The sequence below is a fragment of the Chitinophaga qingshengii genome (assembly GCF_014529935.1).
Lineage (GTDB): Bacteria > Bacteroidota > Bacteroidia > Chitinophagales > Chitinophagaceae > Chitinophaga > Chitinophaga qingshengii.
The window spans coordinates 338,812-357,062 of the sequence record NZ_JACVFC010000005.1 but is presented as its reverse complement, the minus strand read 5'-3'; the positions used below and the strand labels follow the sequence as shown (position 1 = coordinate 357,062).

Genomic DNA, 18,251 nt, shown 5'->3' with positions numbered 1-18,251 from the left:
CAAAAAAAGTGTAGAAATCAATAAAAGGGTACAACGCATACTTATAACATTGAAAGTATATGATGATTGATAGATACCTAACAACTGAAAAAAGAAAAGGTTGTAAAAGCAGCTCCAACGGTTGACAAGGCCGCAACGCATGAAGGAAATCTGACCGGAGGCGGTCGCACAGGAAAATGCTGCTACCCGAATATACGAAACTACCGGATTTAAAAAAACAGCAGCGGAGAGCTTTCTGCAGCTTTTCGTATATTGCCGAAAAGCTATACGTTTTTCTTATGTCTATGTCAGTTATCAAGGAATCCAAGCCTGCACACCGTGAATTTGAGCTCGACAGGGCAGTGTTGTTCAGCGATGCGGTATTTGCGATTGCCATTACCCTGTTAATCATCGAAATCAAATTGCCGGAGATTCCGGCGCAGTTGCCTGCAGGCGGCTATAGAGAGGTGTTAACGCCGTTTCTGATGGAGTTTTTCACTTTTGCGATGAGTTTTATGTTCATCGGTACGTTCTGGAAATGGCATCTTCACCTGTGCCGGTTTTTACAGCATTATGATGATGGATTGATTCACCGCAACCTCTTTTTCCTGTTTTTTATTGTCTCTTTTCCTTTTTCTACCGGCGCACTGATGCACAGGACCGCTCATTTTTTGCTGCCGTTGTACATCTACCTGGCTAACCTGGCAGGTTGCCTGGCGGGGCTGTTCTGGATCAGCTACTATATTTTCCAGCGCAAACCCGGACTGGTGGTGCCTGGGCTGCATACAGAAAAGGAATTGCTGTACCAGCGGTTAAAATTTAGTTTTCTGACGATGACCTTTGGTTTTACCGCCATCGCCATGGTCTATTTCATTTACCCTGATAATCCCATGGCACAGCGTCTGAGCCTGATGATGATACCGGTGTTGATTTTTTACAATCATTTCCGGCTGAAGATCAAAAAACGTAATACCCTTCGTTTGGTGCATGTAGGAGATAAGGACAAAGACAAGGATAAACCCAGCTGATAACCTGTTATGATGGAAGTAGATAAAAGAGATGGACAGTTGTTACATCGCATGATCCGCCAGTGGCAGCAGGACCGGCTGATAACTGACGAGCAGGCCGGGGAACTGCAAAAAAGCTATTCCATCCGGACCAACGACTGGCAAACGATCACCCTTTATATTTTCATTGCCGCCATTTCCTGTGCCCTGATGGCTTTCGGGTCGCTGGTGCTGGATGAGAAATGGATTGAGGTGTTGCGGAAGAAATTCTCACTGACAGACGGGGTAATTGCGTTCCTGTTTGCCGGGCTGACTGTATTTCTCTGTTATCAGGGCTGGCGCCGTAACCGGCATCAGCCTGCTTTTTCGTTTAACCGTGAACTTTTCTGGTTGTTGCCTATACTCAGTACAGGCGTGACCGTAGTATACCTGGGCAAAAGCATGGCTTACCTGGGTGGCAACTATGGTATTTTCTGGCTGCTGGCCACGCTTGTATACGCTACCATAGCCCTCACCCTGCATTCCCGGTTATTGTGGATTGCCACGCTGCTCTGCCTGATACCGGCTTACGTAAAACTGACTTATTATATCACCGGTGACGCGCCTTATTTCCTGGGCATGAACCTCCCCTGCCGTATGGCCTTGCTGGGAGCGATCATGATCGGCGCCGGCTGGCTGATGAAACGTACCGCTATCTTCCTGCCCGCCAAAGAAATTACCTGGGGTGGCGGCTGGTTGTTGTTTATGTTGTCCGGCTGGTTGATTTCCATTTTCGGTAACTGCGGTACCTGGGAGGAATGGCAGGCGTTGCGGCAGGTACACCTGTTATCGTGGGTGGTTGTCTTCAGCGCACAGTGTGTCCTTACCCTCCTGCTGGGCATCCGCACCAAAGACGATCTGTTACGCGACCTTGGCGTTATTTTCCTGTTGCTGGATCTTTACACCCGTTATTTTGAGTACCTGTGGGACAGAACCAACAAAGGGCTGTTTTTCTCCGTGCTGGCTATCTCCTTCTGGTGGCTGGGCAAGTGGTTAGAAAAATACGTGAACAAACGCAAAGAACCCCGGACCAAAGCCCGGGGCTAATCTATTACCAGCGTTTCAGGCGTTGATATATTCCTTCATCATAGCGTTGTAACGCCCGGTATCTTTCATGCTCCAGTCGAAGTTTCCGCTGATCCAGGAACGCAATACCGACACATACCGCAACAATTCGTAATCCTTTTCGTTACCGCTGAGCGGCAGCAGTTTTTCCAGCACCATAAAAATGGCTACCTCTTCATTGTGCATACGGGCAGCCTCGTCTACCGCTTCCTGCAGCGAATATTGATGTTCATGCTGCAGTACCAGTACCAGGTTATGTACGTCGCCTGCTTTATGTTCTTTAGGGAAAGAGATGAGATCGTTGGACCAGCATACAATATTATTACAGGCCTGTACCATCCGTTTGAGCAGGGCATTTTGCAACAGCTGCTGCGGCAGGTAAATTTTCTCAATAATGTCTATCGCCTCCACATCCGCCAGGAGGGCGCCGGTATAGGGACGCATACGGACATAATCGCTCACGGTGGGGACTATACGCTTTTCGCGGTTTTCCGCTTCCCAGAGGCAGGAATTAAAATAGTCTTCCATGCTGGTAATGAAGCGTTGCTGCCAGGCAGGCGAGCTGATAGCTTTCATACGTTCCCAGATGCTGATGAGCGCTGATGGCAGTGGCGCGTCATTAACCGGCGTATGGGGATCGGGGCTGCGCAGTATCTCCATAAAACCAGCCATTACGCTGCGCAGGAAGCCGGATTGTTTGCCTGCTTCCGCCTCATCGCACTGGTCATCGAGGATAAACAGCCAGGTGTTAAAATCCGCGATAATGCAGAGTTCATGCAGGGCAGCATCCGGGAAAGCGCGGGCAGCCAGCCAGGCAAACCGGGCTTTGGCAAAGCGGGTCCGCGCTTTGTCAGTAGACAATAAACCATGATGATGCACCCAGTCTTCAACATGTTGCTGGGCAGCCGCCACCTGGGAATTCAAACGGGAAGGAAACGGATACTGGATCCGGGGGAACTGGATCGTTGTCATGTGTCTGAGGATTTAACAGTTAACTATTAAGGGTTATGAAATGGCATAGGTGACAGTAGGGTAAATGCAGGCGGGCAGGCATGCGAGGGGCCTACCAAACCTGTTGGCATAGTAAAGTCGGCTTGCTTCGGTTAACAGCAAATGAGAGGTAACAATAAAGTACAGGGTGAATTACATACCGGTAGTAGCGACGGGCCTGTTCAGGTGTTCCAGTACCTTGGGGAATGCCAGCTGAAACCAGATGGTGAAGCGGTCGGGCTCCTGTTCCATTGATTCCAGGACCTGATGGGCCGGCATATACCGGTAGTCATTTACTTCCAAGCTGTCGGGCTGGATTGTACCGTTGTAAATTCCTATCAGCACATGATCATATTCGTGCTCAATAAGACCGTTGTCAAAAGCTGTTCTATAGGTAAAGGCAAAAATTTCTTCCAGGGGGCAGTCGAAGCCCATTTCCTCCATCAGGCGGCGGTGAGCGGCGTCCAGGGTAGTTTCACCAGGGAAGGGATGACTGCAGCATGCGTTCGTCCACAGGCCGGGAGAATGATATTTACCCAGTGCCCGTTGTTGTAACAAAATATCTCCGGCATCATTCAGAATAAATACAGAGAAAGCGCGATGCAACAGACCTTTACGGTGCGCTTCCATTTTTTCCATGGTACCAATAGCTTCATCGGATTCAGTCACTAATATAACTTCAGGTTGATTCATAGTGTAGCAAAGATATTTAATAAAGCTGTTAGCTGTCAGAAATGATCGCGATTAATAAAAAACGAGCCCTGTTCTCTTTAATGGTTACTCAGATAAATATACGATAATAACGGGAAAAGTGAAAAAAATCTCGCAAAGGCGCAAAGCAGCAAAGCGCGCAAAGAGCGCGACTACTTACCGGACTTTATAACGCTCATTGGAACAGAAGATATACCTATATACAGAATCCCAGGGGCAAAAATGGGTTTAGAAAAAGGGCAGAAAGTATGCACAAAATACTCAAAAAGGACTGAAGCAAAATCTTTGCGCACTTTGCTGCTTTGCGCCTTTGCGTGTATCTTTACTACAAAAAAATGGCAGAAGACTTACAGATCATTCAGGGAGACAAAGCCACACAATACCAGTCGCTCATCCCTCAGATAAAGGGATTGCTGACAGGGGAACCGGACCTGGTAGCTAATCTGGCGAATGTAGCCGCGGCATTGAAAGAGCAGTTTGGCTGGTTTTGGGTAGGGTTTTACCTGGTGAAAGGGGACGAATTGGTACTGGGGCCTTTTCAGGGACCGGTAGCCTGCACCCGGATCCGCAAGGGAAGAGGGGTATGTGGCACCAGCTGGGCACAAGCAGCTACACTGATTGTACCGGATGTAGCCGCCTTCCCCGGCCATATAGCCTGCAGCAGCCTTTCCAGGTCTGAAATCGTGGTTCCTTTGATGAAAGCCGGTGAAGTAGCAGGCGTACTGGATGTAGACAGTGATGAGCTTTCCGGTTTTGATGAAACAGACCGGCAATTTCTGGAAGAAATTGTGGCACTGATTATGATATAGCTCAGTGATTTTTTTTTGCCATATTCTTTAGAGGAAACCTATTATGTTTTTATTCCGCAACAAACCCAAAGAAAGCGGGCAGCTTACGGAGCTGCTGTCGTTCATGGAAACGGATATTCACTCACATCTGTTACCAGGTATCGATGATGGCGTACCCGATACGGATACTGCTGTGCATTTTATAGAACAACTGCATCATATGGGGATCAGGAAAATAATTACCACCCCTCATGTGATGATGGACCGGTATCCCAATTCCGCACAAACCATGGCAGGCCCCTACCGGGAAGTATCTGCCGCGTTGGAAGCGAAAGGGCTCAATATTCCGTTCCATTATGCAGCAGAGTATTTTATGGATGAACAGTTCGAAGAACTGATGCAGCGGCCTTTACTTACACTGACAGGTAAACTGGTGCTGGTGGAAATGTCCTTCATGTCTGCTCCCCCGCAATTGCACCGATGGATCTTCGAGCTGGCAGCACAGGGATACCTGCCCCTGCTGGCGCATCCGGAACGTTATAATTATTGTCATCACGATTTCGACAGCTACCGCCAGTTTAAACAATGGGGCTGTCTCTTTCAGGTCAACCTGCTTTCCCTTACAGGGTATTATGGAAAACATATCCAGCAGGCCGCTGAAAAGCTGATAGAACATGATATGATTGATTATATCGGTACCGACCTGCATCATGATAAACATCTTCATGCCATAACACAGATCGGCAAAAACAAAAAGCTCCGGGCTTTGCTGGAAAAATATCCGTTTAAGAACCGTACACTATAGGTGTACGGTTATCTTATCAATACCAGTGTTCCTGTTTGTTTCCGCGCCTGGTTTTTACTGTCGGTATAGATAACCACCCACACATAAGATCCGTTTGGCTCCCTTGCTCCGTTCCAGCCGGCCTCGGGGTTTGTACTATCAAATACAACAGCGCCCCAGCGGTTATAAACAGTCATCCTGAATGCAGACACGTCATCATTAATCTTTGCACGGAACAGGTCATTCACCCCATCGCCATTCGGACTAAAAGCGGTGGGCACATATACCGCGCAGGTGCGGTCGTTTCTCAGCACCTCCGTATTGCCATTAACATGGCATCCATTCTTATCTTTTACTTCAAAATAATAGCGGCCTGCGTCCAGCTGGCGCCATTCATTACTGTTTTGCCAGCTACCAGGCTGCAGGCTGAATGAATAGGGAACAACGCCACCGGCAATGTCCAGGCTGATACGGCCGTCTTTGGTGTCGCTACAGCTCAGCGCCTTTACATTGACAGTTATGATCTGCAATGGGTCAGGTTCTTTTAAGGGTATTTGTGAGAGCTTATCCTCACAGCCATGGTCATCTTTTACGATCACATTATAGTTTCCCGGATGCAACTCCTTAAAAACTCCGGAGTAGCTGGGATGCAGGGAGCCATTAAAATAATAACGATAAGGAGGGATGCCACCGGTGGTATTTAACGTCAACTCTATCTGGTTGTCTCCGTGACAGAGAGACGGCCGGATAACCAGTTCATTTTTCAGGTCAGTTTCTTCAATAGTAACCTGCGCCCTGGTGCCGGTTCCGTTAGGAGCTGTAACGGTGACCTCGTAGCGACCGGCAGCAAGACCTTCAACATGGGTGCTGGTTTGTCCGCCCGGCTCCCACCGGTAAGTACAGCTTGTGGCACCGCTCACTACCTTTACCGTCGCTTCACCGTTGGCAGCGCCTTTACAGGTACGGACAGTGGAAATGATGATCTGCGGAATCTCCCTGATGAAGGCAGACAAATTATCCATCAGTATAACAGATCCATAATCACTTCTATCACAGGGAATACCAGCGTCGGCCCAGAATGAAATGTATTTATAGTCCTTTGACGGGTTAAAGACAGCGTTGTATCGTTTCCAGTCGGTATGATAAAACGGACCTGAGCGCCAGAGCAGCTCGGCAGTATCTCCCGGAGCATTGCCTGCATAAATGGCCATATTGCCATAACAGGCCCTGTACGCATAAAAAGAGGCGAATGCAAGGTCCATGGAGACCGTATAGCTACGGCCCCCTTTAAGGGATAATTCCTGGGCAATACCCTCCGGCCACAAGGGGCCGCTGTGTAAACCGATGTAGGTGTTTCCGTCAGATGCAGGTACAGCAATGTCAAAAATTCCTGGTTGCGTATCAGGTGTATTCATGGCAGTAATCCAGGATGGCGGAACTTTTCCCTGCCCCGCTACCCCTTCCAGCGAAGGATTTCTCAGGCTGATATCCTGCGCTTTTCCCGGCTTCCCCCATAAGAAACATACAACAACTAATAAGGTGTTCCAGAAAAGATACGGACGAATTGATAAACTGCTGCAAATAGATTCCCTGTAAACATTCCGGCTATGACAATAACATAGCAATTTTTTCATAAGATAATAGTAACCACTTTACCTAAAACGTCCGGCTTTTGAAAGATGTTTTATTGGTTATAAGCCGTACACATATATATTTAACACAAATATATAAAACATTTGGATATCAATTAAAGAAAAAAGTTGTTCTCTTAAATTTAATATACCATCCAGGCGAATGGCAGGGATCCGTACAATAGGAAGAAAAAGTGATCCGGAGGCCGGATAGGGACTAAGGCGTTTGAGGGAAAACTTCCTCTGCCATTCCCTGGAAGGCAGAGGAAGTATGTATTACAATTAATCCTGTATACTCATTTTACTTTCGCTGGAGATCGTTTTTTTCATCAGCATAAAACTTTGCGGATCAGGTTTATCTCTGCCGTCGCGGTCGGTTTTCAAAACGGATACCTTGGTAAACTTCACTGAGGGCGCGTATCCATTCGGTTTATAGCTTCGGAAAGCCCTCTCCACGTTATTCTTCCAAACCGGATCGATGATCTCAATAGTGCCCTTCATAGGAGGCACGTCGTAATGTGGTTTTAGTCCGCCCATTGCAAAAGCAACAGCAGAACCATCGTCCTGGTGATTGCGGATCGTTACATTCACGTCTTTAGGACTGGGGCCGATCAGTCTGAATAATGAGATGTTGATCCCATGTTTTGCATTATTCAGTGTTACCGGGTTATCCATCGTCACATTGTTTACTACATCATTATTGTTATTGGGTTCAATATCGATCCCGCACATGGGCGCCTGGCCGTAAGTGTTGGAGATGACCGGTCTTATCAGTTTCAAACCATCCACTGAAGAAATGGACATCCCGTTACGTCTGTTAAAATTGAGCCAGGCGTTGTAAATATTGATATTGGAGCTGGTAACATCTTTAAGGCCTCCTACGTAAATGCCATCACCCCAGCAATTGGAGACCTGCGGAGCATAGACATTTACATTTTTGGAAGCCCGGATAGCGATACCCATTCCCCACTGTCCGGTATTGCCCATGTGGCCCTTACGATCACCTTCCAGTACCGGGCAGTATATATTCACATTTTGTACATTATGCACCCTTAGCATTTCGTAGGTATCCTTTGCAGTAGGTTGCAACAAAACCTTCGAACCGGGCTTAAAGATAATATTGGCGCCGTTTCCGACGGTCAACCCCTTATCGCTGATCAACACAGGAAAATCGGGGAAGATGACCGTTTTATGTTCATCCATCCCTTTTTGCAGATAACTGGTATAATCTACTGTCCCATCCTTTACATAACCCGCCGGCAACACACCGGTGAGATCAAATGCACCGGCAGACAAGGTAGCGGCCTTACTTCTGAAAGTGGCGGCATCCTGTTTATTTACATACCTGCCCGCGATGCCGTCGTTGTATTTGAAGGGCGGGAATTGCGCATTGGATGAAAGGTATCCTACCCCTGACAACAATAGCAGCGCTGCCAGCGCCATCTTTTTCCCCTTGGCGAAGTGAAGGGCAGTATTGATTTTTAGTCCCATAATTTTTTGATATTTAGAACAATACTTTCCAATTGCTGCATTGTCAGATTAGAGCCACTGGGAAGACAAAGGCCATCATCAAAAAGCTTCTCCGCCACTCCATTTACATACGCGGGTGCATCGGAGAAAACAGGTTGCAGATGCATGGGCTTCCACAGCGGTCTTGTTTCAATGTTCTCTTTTTCCAGCGCCAGTCTGATTGTTTCACGGTCTACACCTCCACTCTCTTTTTTGTCGACCAGGATTGTAGAGAGCCACCGGTTACTGAAACTGCCTTCCGGTTCCTGCAGGAAACTAATACCGGGTAAACTTGCCAGCTCGCTCACATAGTAGTCAAAATTCCGACGGCGTTTTTCCACATGATCATCAACCACCAACATCTGTCCCCGTCCAATACCAGCACAGATGTTACTCATCCTGTAATTATGCCCAATATGCGTATGTTCGTAATGTGGTGCATTGTCCCTTGCCTGTGTGGCCAGGAACCTAGCCTTTTTTATCTGGTCTCCGTTTGCTCCGATCAATGCGCCGCCACCGCTGGTGGTAATGATCTTATTGCCGTTAAAACTAAGGATACCCATTTCACCGAGTGTACCACAGGCTTTTCCCTGATAAAGGGATCCCAGGGCTTCTGCTGCATCTTCCACTACGGGAATATCATACTTTTCAGCAACAGCCAGTATTTCCTTCATCTTTGCCGGCATACCATACAGATGTACCGGAATAATGGCCTTCGGCTTCCTGCCTTTTCTCTTACGGTCCTTAATACCTTCCTCCAATAATACAGGGTCCATATTCCAGGTATCTTTTTCACTGTCTATAAAAACCGGTGTAGCTCCCTGATAAGCAATCGGGTTGGCAGAGGCAGAAAATGTCATGCTCTGGCATAATATTTCATCTCCGTTTTTGACATCCAGCAAAATCAACGCCAGATGAAGAGCGGCTGTACCCGCTGACAATGCTGCTACATGCGGGGAGCCCGTATATTTTGCCAAATCCTGTTCAAATCCATCAACATTTGGGCCTAAAGGAGCGATCCAGTTACTTTGAAAGGCATCTTTCACATATTCCAATTCCTGTCCTCCCATATGCGGGGATGATAACCATATCTTTTCGTTCATATCATTAGGTTTTTCAATATTCAATGGTTTATTTTTAATTATTCGGCTGCATGAAGTTGCTGATTGCCGGTTCCCCTAAACCGCTCCGCGGTAACATGCCCGTTCTGACTGATACCTTCCGATTTAAATACTTTCACAACAGTCATCCACATTATTTTTATATCCAGTAGCAGTGAGAGACGATCCGCATACCATACATCATATTCAAATTTTTTTTCCCAGCTGATCGCATTCCGGCCGTTCACCTGTGCCCATCCGGTAATACCAGGTTTAACCTCATGCCTTCTTAACTGCTCCTGGCTATACAGGCTCAGGTAGTCCACCAGCAATGGTCTCGGGCCTACCAGGCTCATATCTCCCTTTATCACATTCAGTAGTTGCGGGATCTCATCCAGCGATGTTTTCCTGATCAGTCCTCCTATTTTAGTCATCCGTTGCTCATCCGGCAACAGGCTTCCGTCAGCCGCTTTTTTATCATTCATCGTCTTAAATTTGATGAGCCGGAAGATGCGCCCATTCAGCCCCGGACGGAGCTGGGTAAAAAAGGGTGTTCCTCCGTTTGAAAACCAGAGTATAAGCGTCACCGTTAAAAAAACGGGCAACAACAGGATAAAAGCTGACAAGGCCAGCAAAAAATCGATCAGCGGCTTTAGCAGTTTACGATACAACATCATGTAATATTTTCAGGTAATGAGCGGCGGCAATATCCAGCGAGTAGGACTTTCTCGCCAGCCGCACCGCATTTTCCCGTTGCAGCTCCAGCAAGGGATCGTTGTTTAAATAAATACAGAAACGCAGCGCTTCACCGGCGATATCCTTTATATCATAGTTCAGTACAAAGCCTACATTTTCCTGTTCTATTACAGCAGCCTGCCAACCGCGATGATTAATCACCACCGGGCGACCGGCAGCCAGGCAGTCAAAAAACTTATTGGCCGAGTTAGCCCACAACTGCGGAACCGGTATCACAAAAGAGGAAGCCACCGTGCATTCGTAGTATAATTGCGATAGCTGCGACTTAGGCACCGGGTCGAAGAAATAAATATTTTCATTCAACACGCCATTTTCCCGCGCATATTGCATTAATTTCTCTTTCTCCATACCATCACCGAAAATGATGAATTTAATGGAGGGATCTATTTTATAACTATGGATAGCCAGGTCTGTCATGTATTTCAGTCCGTTTACCATTCCCAATGTACCGGCATACAGCACTACTTTACGCGGCGTATAGCCGAGCAGTCCTGCCAGCATACCACCTGTTCGGGTATACCTGGAAAAACGTTCTGTTTCTGAAATATTGGTAATGACGGATAACTTTTTGTCCGCGATATTTACGCGCTGCTGTACCGATGTTTTCATATCATCGGATAGCGCGACGATATGTGCTGATTTCCGGTAGATATATTTTTCAAACCCTTCCAACAGCCGTATGACCATTTTATTTTTGATGATACCCATTGCCACCGGGACTTCCGGCCATACATCCCTTACCTCGAAAATGAAAGGCATCCGTTTAAAAATGCGCGCCGTAATGGCAGGAACCGCCACCGTAATAGGCGTTGACGTAGCCAAAACCACATCTGCTTTGACTTTGAACGTGCGCAGGGAAGCAAACACCAGGAATTTCAAAAAGGCGGATATACGTTTTGAAAAACTCATTTTATTACTGTACTCCACATGCAGCACATGCAGCTCTATCCCTTCATGTTCCATGACGGTCCAGCCTTTCGGAAAATCACGCATACCCTTCAGAAAAGAGCTGCTGGTAATGACCACCACCTGATGGCCCGCCTGCGTAAAACGCTTTGACAGGTCATACGACCGGGTACCGCCGGCAGCGGCGGGTAAGGTAAAATACTGGTGTATATATAGAATCCTCATTGTAATTTCTTTATGAGCACCGCCGGCGCACCTGCATACAGGCCCCGTGCCTCCGTAAATGGTTTATTGAGTACAGAACCCGCACCTAATACCGACATAGGAGGCAGTACGCTGCCGCCAATCACTGAACAGTTGCCGGCGATCCAGGAGCCGCTCCCTATTTTTGCCGGCCTGGGATCCGATTTACCAAACCGGTAAGCATCCTGCAGGAAAGTATGGTTAGCCGATGAAATAATACAGTTGGGCCCCACCAATACCTTATCCCCTATTTCAATATCCAGTCCAATCAGCACGCAATTGTGCGCTATGTACACATCATTCCCCACCGTAAGGCCTGACAAAGAATTCAGTATAGCCGTAGAAGTTACCTGGAAATTGCGGCCACAACGTTTCATCATGAGAGAATATAAAAAACCTCTGAAGCGCATGAACACCGGTATGTTCGGCAAGAGTAACGTTGCCGTACGCACCAGCCATGCATATAATATAGACAGCTTAACTTTCATAGGAAAAAATGTTTTTGATAAAATGCTGGATAGTAAACTCCCTTACTTTTTCCTGCGCCCTGTTTGCAACAGCATATGCCTCTTCGGGATTTTCCACCAGATAACAGATCTTCTTAAAAAAGCCCTCGTCATCGTTAAACCCGGCATAGGTAATATCCACCCCTTCTTTAAACACCGATGGCAACGAACCCACCGGCGTACTCAGCACATTAATTCCATTGGCCATCGCTTCCAGCACTACTCTCGGGGAGCCTTCCGACAAACTGGCAAAACAGAAAATATGATGGGTACGGAAAAGCGTGTTCAGCATATCGCGGTTGTCCACATGTCCGAGAAAAGTTATTTTACCGTTCATCCCTGCTGCGGCGGCCATTGCCTTCAACTCTTTTTCAAATTCACCGGACCCCGCAATGGTAAGCGTAGCATCGGGGTAACGTTGCAGTACCCGTTCAAACGCACGGATAACCACCTCTACCCCTTTTGCCTTACGCAGGTACCCGACATATAACAATTTCAAGCCTTTAGCCGGTATGCGTCTGGTTTCATCCACATAAAAATCTTTCGTATTCAGCGTTGTTGAAATAACGGCTTTTGCGTTAATCCTCCATTTGCTCAATTTCTGTTGCAGATGATGCCCGTTCGTAAACACCTTTGCGCCTTTACAGGCCCACATATAAGCCATATGCTCCGGCAGGAAGAAAGATATCAGCGTAAGTTTCTTCAGTATTTTAAAGTTAGGGTTTACCCAGGCAGCATCAATCGGGTCTCCAACGAAATGAATGATCCGCTTTTTGTCCTTCAGGTACCGTTTGCTCAGCCATCCCAACGGGGTGGGATAACGCAGATACACTACATCGTAAGCCGTCAGTTCCCGGTAAGCCTTTTTATAGGCGCCATAATGTTTTACGGCTGACTTATAGCTGTCGGAGTAAGGCAGTTCATGGATGATTACATTGCCAAAATCAGCGATAGAGACGAGCCCTGAATCGCTTCCGTCCGCGTATTGTTTTACCGGTGAAAGCAGCCCTACCTTATCATAATACTGCACGATTTCCTTCAGGTATACCCAATGTGTATACGGCAGGAAATACTCATTTCCTTTTTTTGATACCACCCAAGCTTGTAGTAAAATGTTCGCCATAAAGAATTGATAGAATAGTTAATTAATTCAATTGTGCTTCAAGTGGCATCAGGGCTGCTTTACCGGTATCTTTAGCAGATTCAGCGGTGGCCTCATTTGCTCTTATTAGTTTTTCGCAGATCAGCATAAATAACAAGTATAGCTGCATGCATATAGTATTTTGAAAGTCTTCAATACTCATCCCGACAAATAACATAAATATCAATGCCAGCGGGAAATAATGTCCAAAAATATCAGACAATATTTCACGCTTATGCCGGATCAGTTTACTGCTGTATTTGATGGACCTGATCACGATCACAAAAAATAAACACACGCCCCATACACCATTATAGATCACAGCGCCCAGGTAAGTGTTATGTGCGGTAGCGTGATAAATATATTTGGACATGACTGCACCAATACCATTGAAGAGCAGCACCGGATCAAACTTTTCCATGAACATGCTCCATACTTCCGAGCGTTTATCCAGCCCACTGTCTGCCGTAGCGCCGGTAGCACCGGTAAACCTCGCTGTTACAAGTTCCCGGATAGGATTGTCCGTTACCATCAGCAGTAGTCCAATAACCAATGCGCCTACCAGTATGCCTTTGTTTTCGGACCGGAAAAGGATAACGGAAGCTGTCAGCGCAAAGGCCAGCATCGGGCCACGGCTTTGGGTATATGCCAAACCCAGCAGTATGATAATGAAAACCGGGATCAGGAATTTTTTGCTTTGGAAAACATAATATTTCATCGCCAGCAGGTGCAGTGACAATACCGACAAAAACAAACAGATAGCGGATGTAGCCATGGTACCTACTGAGCCTCTGGCCCTTCTGGCAAGCTCCATCGCCCCCTCCATATTATCCAGCATTTCGCCCGCAGAGAGGTCCTGGTTGGGAATCAGGAACACACCAAACAAACGTGGCGCCACTACCGTACCGGCTCCCAGCAATGCTGCCGCAGCACCGGCTATCAGCAACCATTTGATAAACTTCTTTACATCGGCATAGCTGTTTAATAAAGAAGCTGCGATAGCAACCGTCATCGGTACATAGGCAGCTTTCAGCAGGAATTTTACAACTTCCTGGGCAGCGCCCCATCCCCCATACAGCATCCCATTGATGTTTCCGAGCAGATGCAGGAGCCACCACACCAATGCGAGCCGGAAAGTACTTAATCCCCATACCCTGACACCGGCAGGCTTTTTATAGATACATACAACAAACGTAAAGAACACGAATATGTCATCGAACCGTATATTCAACGGCAATGTTCCATATAACAATGAATTGGGATACAGCCATATTGCAAACCACATAAAAATGAACCCTGTCATTGGATTCAATGCAGTTTTATACATCATAAATAAAAAAAACAATATCACTACTATAGCCATCCCAATAATATAAATTGATGTAAATAGTTAAACCAGGCGCTCATATAGCTGTTCCATTTTTCTGCTGGTCCCTTTTATGTCGAAATTTTCAGCAATATGCTGCCGGGCCGCCATGGCTATACTTTTCCTTTTGGGTTCATCTGCCAGTAATTCCATGATGGAAGCTGCCAGTGCCGCAGCATCTTTAGGCTCCGTTAACAGACCATTTTTCCCATGTTCAATGATTTCCGGGAAAGATCCGAGTTTGGTAGCCACCACTGCCACCCCGGCCGCCATGCATTCTGCAGCGGCCAGGCCAAAACCTTCTCCCAGAAAATTCATATACGGAATAGTTGGCGTGCAGATAATTTTACAATCCCGGAGGTATTTATAAGGATCAGCCACATAGCCGAGGAACAGGATTTCCTTTTCCCTGTTCATCGCGCTTACTTCTTTTCTCAGTTGCGCTTCAAACCCTACTTTTATTTTTTGCGTAGCAGACTCCCGGCCGATGATCACAAAGCGGACATCGGGGTATTGCCGCAGTACGATATCTGCCGCTTTAATAAAATAAGCGTGTCCTTTAAAAGGAGATACTGTACCGAGTATACCCACCAGGGTGGTATTTTCATCCACACCGGCCAGCTGCATCAGGTGGCCATTCACCACGGAACCGGATATTTTCGTCGTATCGACCCCGTTATACACCAGCTCGGATTTTTTTCTGGCTACTGCAGGCAGACTGTTATGCACAAAATGGGTAATGGAGGCGATCTTATCACAGAAGAACCTGGCGCCAAAAGCCGTCATGTTAGCCCGCATCCCTGTTGGTCTGCCTGCACCATGCCAGTGCCACAGGCAGGGCGTGCCTGTCATCCGGCTGGCTATTCCCGCCAGTATATGCAATGGAAAATAGTTGACGTCCATAATATCGATACGATGCTTTTTCATGGCGCGTGCCAGCAGCCGGGTTCCTTTAACAGCGGTGAGTAATTTGGAGGTATTCATTTTCAGCCGCTGCATCCTGGTTTTACCACTCCCTACATTGACCAGGCGTTTGTTTGTTAATATGGTAGTTTCGTCAAAAATATGCTTCAATGCTTCATGGCTGGGGCCATTTCCCAGATAAATTCCGATAGCCATAAACCTGTTCCTGTCGATATTATTCAACAACAAGCGCACATACTCCACTACGCCGCCGCCTTCTCCTCCATCGAAAAAGAAACCCACTCTGATCTTGTTCTGACTATTAGTGTTACTCATAGCTATTACTATTTGTTTCTCCAGCGGAAAAACATCATTTAAGTTTTAAGGATTTCATCATGGTTTTTATATCGGAGGGCCTCACCACCACGCATTTGGCGAAGTTGAGCCCATAATGCCTGTTGCAGACAACCAGGTTGGCGACCGCAGAAAAAATATTTCCACACAGTACTGCCAGCGCCGCTCCTTCTATACCCAGCCTTCCCACTGTCAGCCAGGTTACACCTGCCACTATCGTAAAAGTGATGGCCAGGATATACATGGTGATGATGGCTTTACCATCTCCCGCCAGCAGGTTATTGCAAATACTGGTAATCGTAATAAATACCAGGGAGGGCGCCAGGATACGCAATGCAACATTAGCGCCATAAAATGCAGGACCATATAACAAATGAATGATCTGCCGGCTGAAAAGGAATACCACAGCGGAGATAGCAAAACTGATAGAAGAACTTACGCGCATAGCAAACTGAGCCTGATTAGCCAGTAATTCGCCTTTTAGTCCCGCCCATTTTGCATACAGCAGCGGGCCAACAGTAGAAGGTATGATGGTGATCATACCGCTGATAGCTACTGCCCGGGTATATAACCCCACCTGGTTAAAATTTTCCAGCTGGGAATAACGTAGCAGCATCACCGTTACATTGGCGGTGAGTACGTACAGGAAACTGGAGGCCGACAACTTAATACTGTATTTCAGCAGCGCTCCCAGCGTTTTCCAGTCGAAAGGCGCCCGTAAATTGATGTGTTCCCTGAGAAAATAAAAAAGGGTACAACAGGCGGCCGCATTCCCTACGCCCAGGGCCGTGATCGCAAACCCGGGGCTTTTCTGATGGATACAAAGCATGAGCAATCCGCTCAGCAGGATGATGATACGTGGCAGCATATCCACCAGCACCATTCTTTTGGAGGCCAGTTGCGCTACCAATACCGGCCTGAGTGTAGTAATATTTACCAGTGCGGCAGAGCCCATGGCAAAAAGCAACGCCACTATAAAAGAGACCTTCCCGAAATAGCCGGGATTAAAAAAGATCACCGCCGTAAACCCCACTATCAGCAACAGGCCAAATAACAAGGATACCTTTGTTGTATTGGATACAATATGACTGGGTGCGTATTTCAGGTTGTTCAGAAAATAAATACTGGCATTCCCCATTCCCAGTGAGAGGAAGGTCACCACGACCATTTGAGAAGAGCGAAATAGTTCATACTGCCCCATACCGCCAGGACCCAGCGCCCTGGAGTATATTACCCCGCCCAGCATGTTCAGCAGGATACCCGCCATCTGGCCACCGGTAACGAATATACTTTTCCGTAAAAAACTCATAAACTATTTTGCGTATTTCTTATAAATCCGAACGATTTTTTTAGCCCAGGTTTCAGAAGAATAATCTCCTTCCACTTTCTCCGTAGCATTTTTTATCAGCTGATTGCGCAGTGCATCGTCCTGGAGCAACAGGTCCATGGCGTTGGCGAGATCCTGCGCATTAGCCGGTTTCACCAGCAAGCCGGTATCATTATGGGCAATCAGTTCTGCCAGTCCGCCGATACCGGATGCTACCGGCACGGTGCCCGCAGCCATCGCTTCCGTTACGGCCAGCGAAGTAGCTTCAATGACCCCACTGGCGGGTACAGAGGGAACTATTACACCTTGCGCTTTGGCAAACAGCGGTAATAATCTGTTTCTGGGTACCGGTCCCAGGAAAACCACGCGGGAACCGATATTAAGACTGCCTACCAGCTCTTCCAGTTCCTGTCTTAATGGACCTTGTCCGGCTATGGCCAGCTGGCAACGCGGATCTTTCACCTGTGCCAGTGCTTCAATGGCATACCGTACCCCTGTTTTTTCCACCAGGCGGCGGGGCACCAGGAAGTAAGGCTGCTTTACCGGCAGGTCTATCTGTTCTTTTGCTAGTCTTCTCACTTCTCCTACATGCACGCAGTTGAACATCACATCAATTTTGGCGGGCGATACACCGTAATCATTTTTCAGAATATCGGCCTGGCCACTATCTACCGCAATAAAGTGCTGCGCTTTTTTAAACGCGAGCGCTTCACAGTCCATGATCAATTGTTTATACGCCGGCAATTTGTCTACGCCTCCCATTTGCGCCTCGTACAATGCAGGGCCATGAACAGTCTGGATGACGGGTATGCCGTTCAGGTTTTTGCATTGCAACACTGCATAGGACGCATATACGTCATGCGTATGAATAACATCCGGCTTAAACTGCGCAATCTCTTGTTCTGCCAGCCGGCGGATACGTAAAAGTGCCTCCCGGAAATTCTGGCTGACAAATTTATTCTGGTTCCCGAGCGTCAGCAGCATACGGAGGCCCTTTTTCCATTTGGGCGCCTGTATCATGCCGCCCTGAATCATCCTGACTTCATGGCCATTTGATCTCAGCTCCTGTATGAGGATTTCGACATGGGTGCTTAGTCCGCCGGAATGAGGTATCCGTTGTTGTGTTGTTATTAACACTTTCATGAT

General features: G+C 47.2%; 17 protein-coding genes. 4 read left to right on the top strand and 13 right to left on the bottom strand.

What is annotated here, in order from left to right:
• The first annotated feature begins 278 nt into the window (after window positions 1-278).
• A complete protein-coding gene (locus ICL07_RS28485) occupies window positions 279-1,007 on the top strand; it encodes a TMEM175 family protein (protein WP_188091459.1) in 729 nt (242 codons plus the stop codon).
• Between the two features lie 9 nt (window positions 1,008-1,016).
• A complete protein-coding gene (locus tag ICL07_RS28480; protein WP_188091458.1) occupies window positions 1,017-2,072 on the top strand; it encodes a hypothetical protein in 1,056 nt (351 codons plus the stop codon).
• Between the two features lie 15 nt (window positions 2,073-2,087).
• On the opposite strand, the gene ICL07_RS28475 is transcribed toward ICL07_RS28480, so the two are convergent.
• Together ICL07_RS28475 and idi are read right to left on the bottom strand one after the other, a co-directional pair.
• Complete coding sequence (locus ICL07_RS28475; protein WP_188091457.1) at window positions 2,088-3,062, bottom strand: terpene synthase family protein; 975 nt, start codon at window positions 3,060-3,062, stop codon at window positions 2,088-2,090.
• Between the two features lie 171 nt (window positions 3,063-3,233).
• On the bottom strand, window positions 3,234-3,773 hold the full coding sequence (gene idi / locus ICL07_RS28470) for an isopentenyl-diphosphate Delta-isomerase (protein WP_188091456.1): 540 nt from the start codon (window positions 3,771-3,773) through the stop codon (window positions 3,234-3,236).
• A 353-nt stretch (window positions 3,774-4,126) separates the two neighbouring features.
• Between idi and ICL07_RS28465 the strand changes: the two genes are divergently transcribed.
• Both ICL07_RS28465 and ICL07_RS28460 read left to right on the top strand, forming a co-directional pair.
• On the top strand, window positions 4,127-4,600 hold the full coding sequence (locus ICL07_RS28465; RefSeq protein ID WP_188091455.1) for a GAF domain-containing protein: 474 nt from the start codon (window positions 4,127-4,129) through the stop codon (window positions 4,598-4,600).
• A gap of 43 nt (window positions 4,601-4,643) precedes the next feature.
• Entirely contained in the window at window positions 4,644-5,384 is a 741-nt protein-coding gene (locus tag ICL07_RS28460; protein WP_188091454.1) for a tyrosine-protein phosphatase, read from the top strand.
• A gap of 8 nt (window positions 5,385-5,392) precedes the next feature.
• On the opposite strand, the gene ICL07_RS28455 is transcribed toward ICL07_RS28460, so the two are convergent.
• From ICL07_RS28455 to ICL07_RS28405, 11 genes are all read right to left on the bottom strand, one after another.
• Entirely contained in the window at window positions 5,393-6,997 is a 1,605-nt protein-coding gene (locus tag ICL07_RS28455; protein ID WP_188091453.1) for a T9SS type B sorting domain-containing protein, read from the bottom strand.
• A gap of 279 nt (window positions 6,998-7,276) precedes the next feature.
• On the bottom strand, window positions 7,277-8,485 hold the full coding sequence (locus ICL07_RS28450; protein WP_188091452.1) for a right-handed parallel beta-helix repeat-containing protein: 1,209 nt from the start codon (window positions 8,483-8,485) through the stop codon (window positions 7,277-7,279).
• Entirely contained in the window at window positions 8,476-9,606 is a 1,131-nt protein-coding gene (locus tag ICL07_RS28445; protein ID WP_188091451.1) for an aminotransferase class I/II-fold pyridoxal phosphate-dependent enzyme, read from the bottom strand. The genes ICL07_RS28450 and ICL07_RS28445 overlap by 10 nt, the downstream gene beginning before the upstream one ends.
• A gap of 38 nt (window positions 9,607-9,644) precedes the next feature.
• On the bottom strand, window positions 9,645-10,280 hold the full coding sequence (locus ICL07_RS28440; RefSeq protein WP_281389748.1) for a sugar transferase: 636 nt from the start codon (window positions 10,278-10,280) through the stop codon (window positions 9,645-9,647).
• The gene (locus ICL07_RS28435; RefSeq protein ID WP_188091450.1) at window positions 10,264-11,490 is read right to left on the bottom strand and encodes a glycosyltransferase family 4 protein; all 1,227 of its coding nucleotides are present in this window, start codon (window positions 11,488-11,490) and stop codon (window positions 10,264-10,266) included. Before ICL07_RS28435 ends, ICL07_RS28440 begins: the two co-directional genes overlap by 17 nt.
• The gene (locus tag ICL07_RS28430) at window positions 11,487-11,996 is read right to left on the bottom strand and encodes an acyltransferase (protein ID WP_188091449.1); all 510 of its coding nucleotides are present in this window, start codon (window positions 11,994-11,996) and stop codon (window positions 11,487-11,489) included. Before ICL07_RS28430 ends, ICL07_RS28435 begins: the two co-directional genes overlap by 4 nt.
• Complete coding sequence (locus ICL07_RS28425) at window positions 11,986-13,137, bottom strand: glycosyltransferase family 4 protein (RefSeq protein ID WP_188091448.1); 1,152 nt, start codon at window positions 13,135-13,137, stop codon at window positions 11,986-11,988. Before ICL07_RS28425 ends, ICL07_RS28430 begins: the two co-directional genes overlap by 11 nt.
• A 22-nt stretch (window positions 13,138-13,159) precedes the next feature.
• Window positions 13,160-14,458 carry an O-antigen ligase family protein gene (locus tag ICL07_RS28420; protein ID WP_188091447.1) on the bottom strand — a complete coding sequence of 433 codons (1,299 nt, stop codon included), beginning with the start codon at window positions 14,456-14,458 and terminating at the stop codon, window positions 13,160-13,162.
• 87 nt (window positions 14,459-14,545) lie between these two features.
• Window positions 14,546-15,760, bottom strand: a complete 1,215-nt coding sequence (locus tag ICL07_RS28415) for a glycosyltransferase (RefSeq protein ID WP_188091446.1) — start codon at window positions 15,758-15,760, stop codon at window positions 14,546-14,548.
• 34 nt (window positions 15,761-15,794) lie between these two features.
• The gene (locus ICL07_RS28410; protein ID WP_188091445.1) at window positions 15,795-17,087 is read right to left on the bottom strand and encodes an oligosaccharide flippase family protein; all 1,293 of its coding nucleotides are present in this window, start codon (window positions 17,085-17,087) and stop codon (window positions 15,795-15,797) included.
• A gap of 3 nt (window positions 17,088-17,090) precedes the next feature.
• On the bottom strand, window positions 17,091-18,248 hold the full coding sequence (locus tag ICL07_RS28405) for a glycosyltransferase family 4 protein (RefSeq protein ID WP_188091444.1): 1,158 nt from the start codon (window positions 18,246-18,248) through the stop codon (window positions 17,091-17,093).
• Window positions 18,249-18,251: the final 3 nt, after the last annotated feature.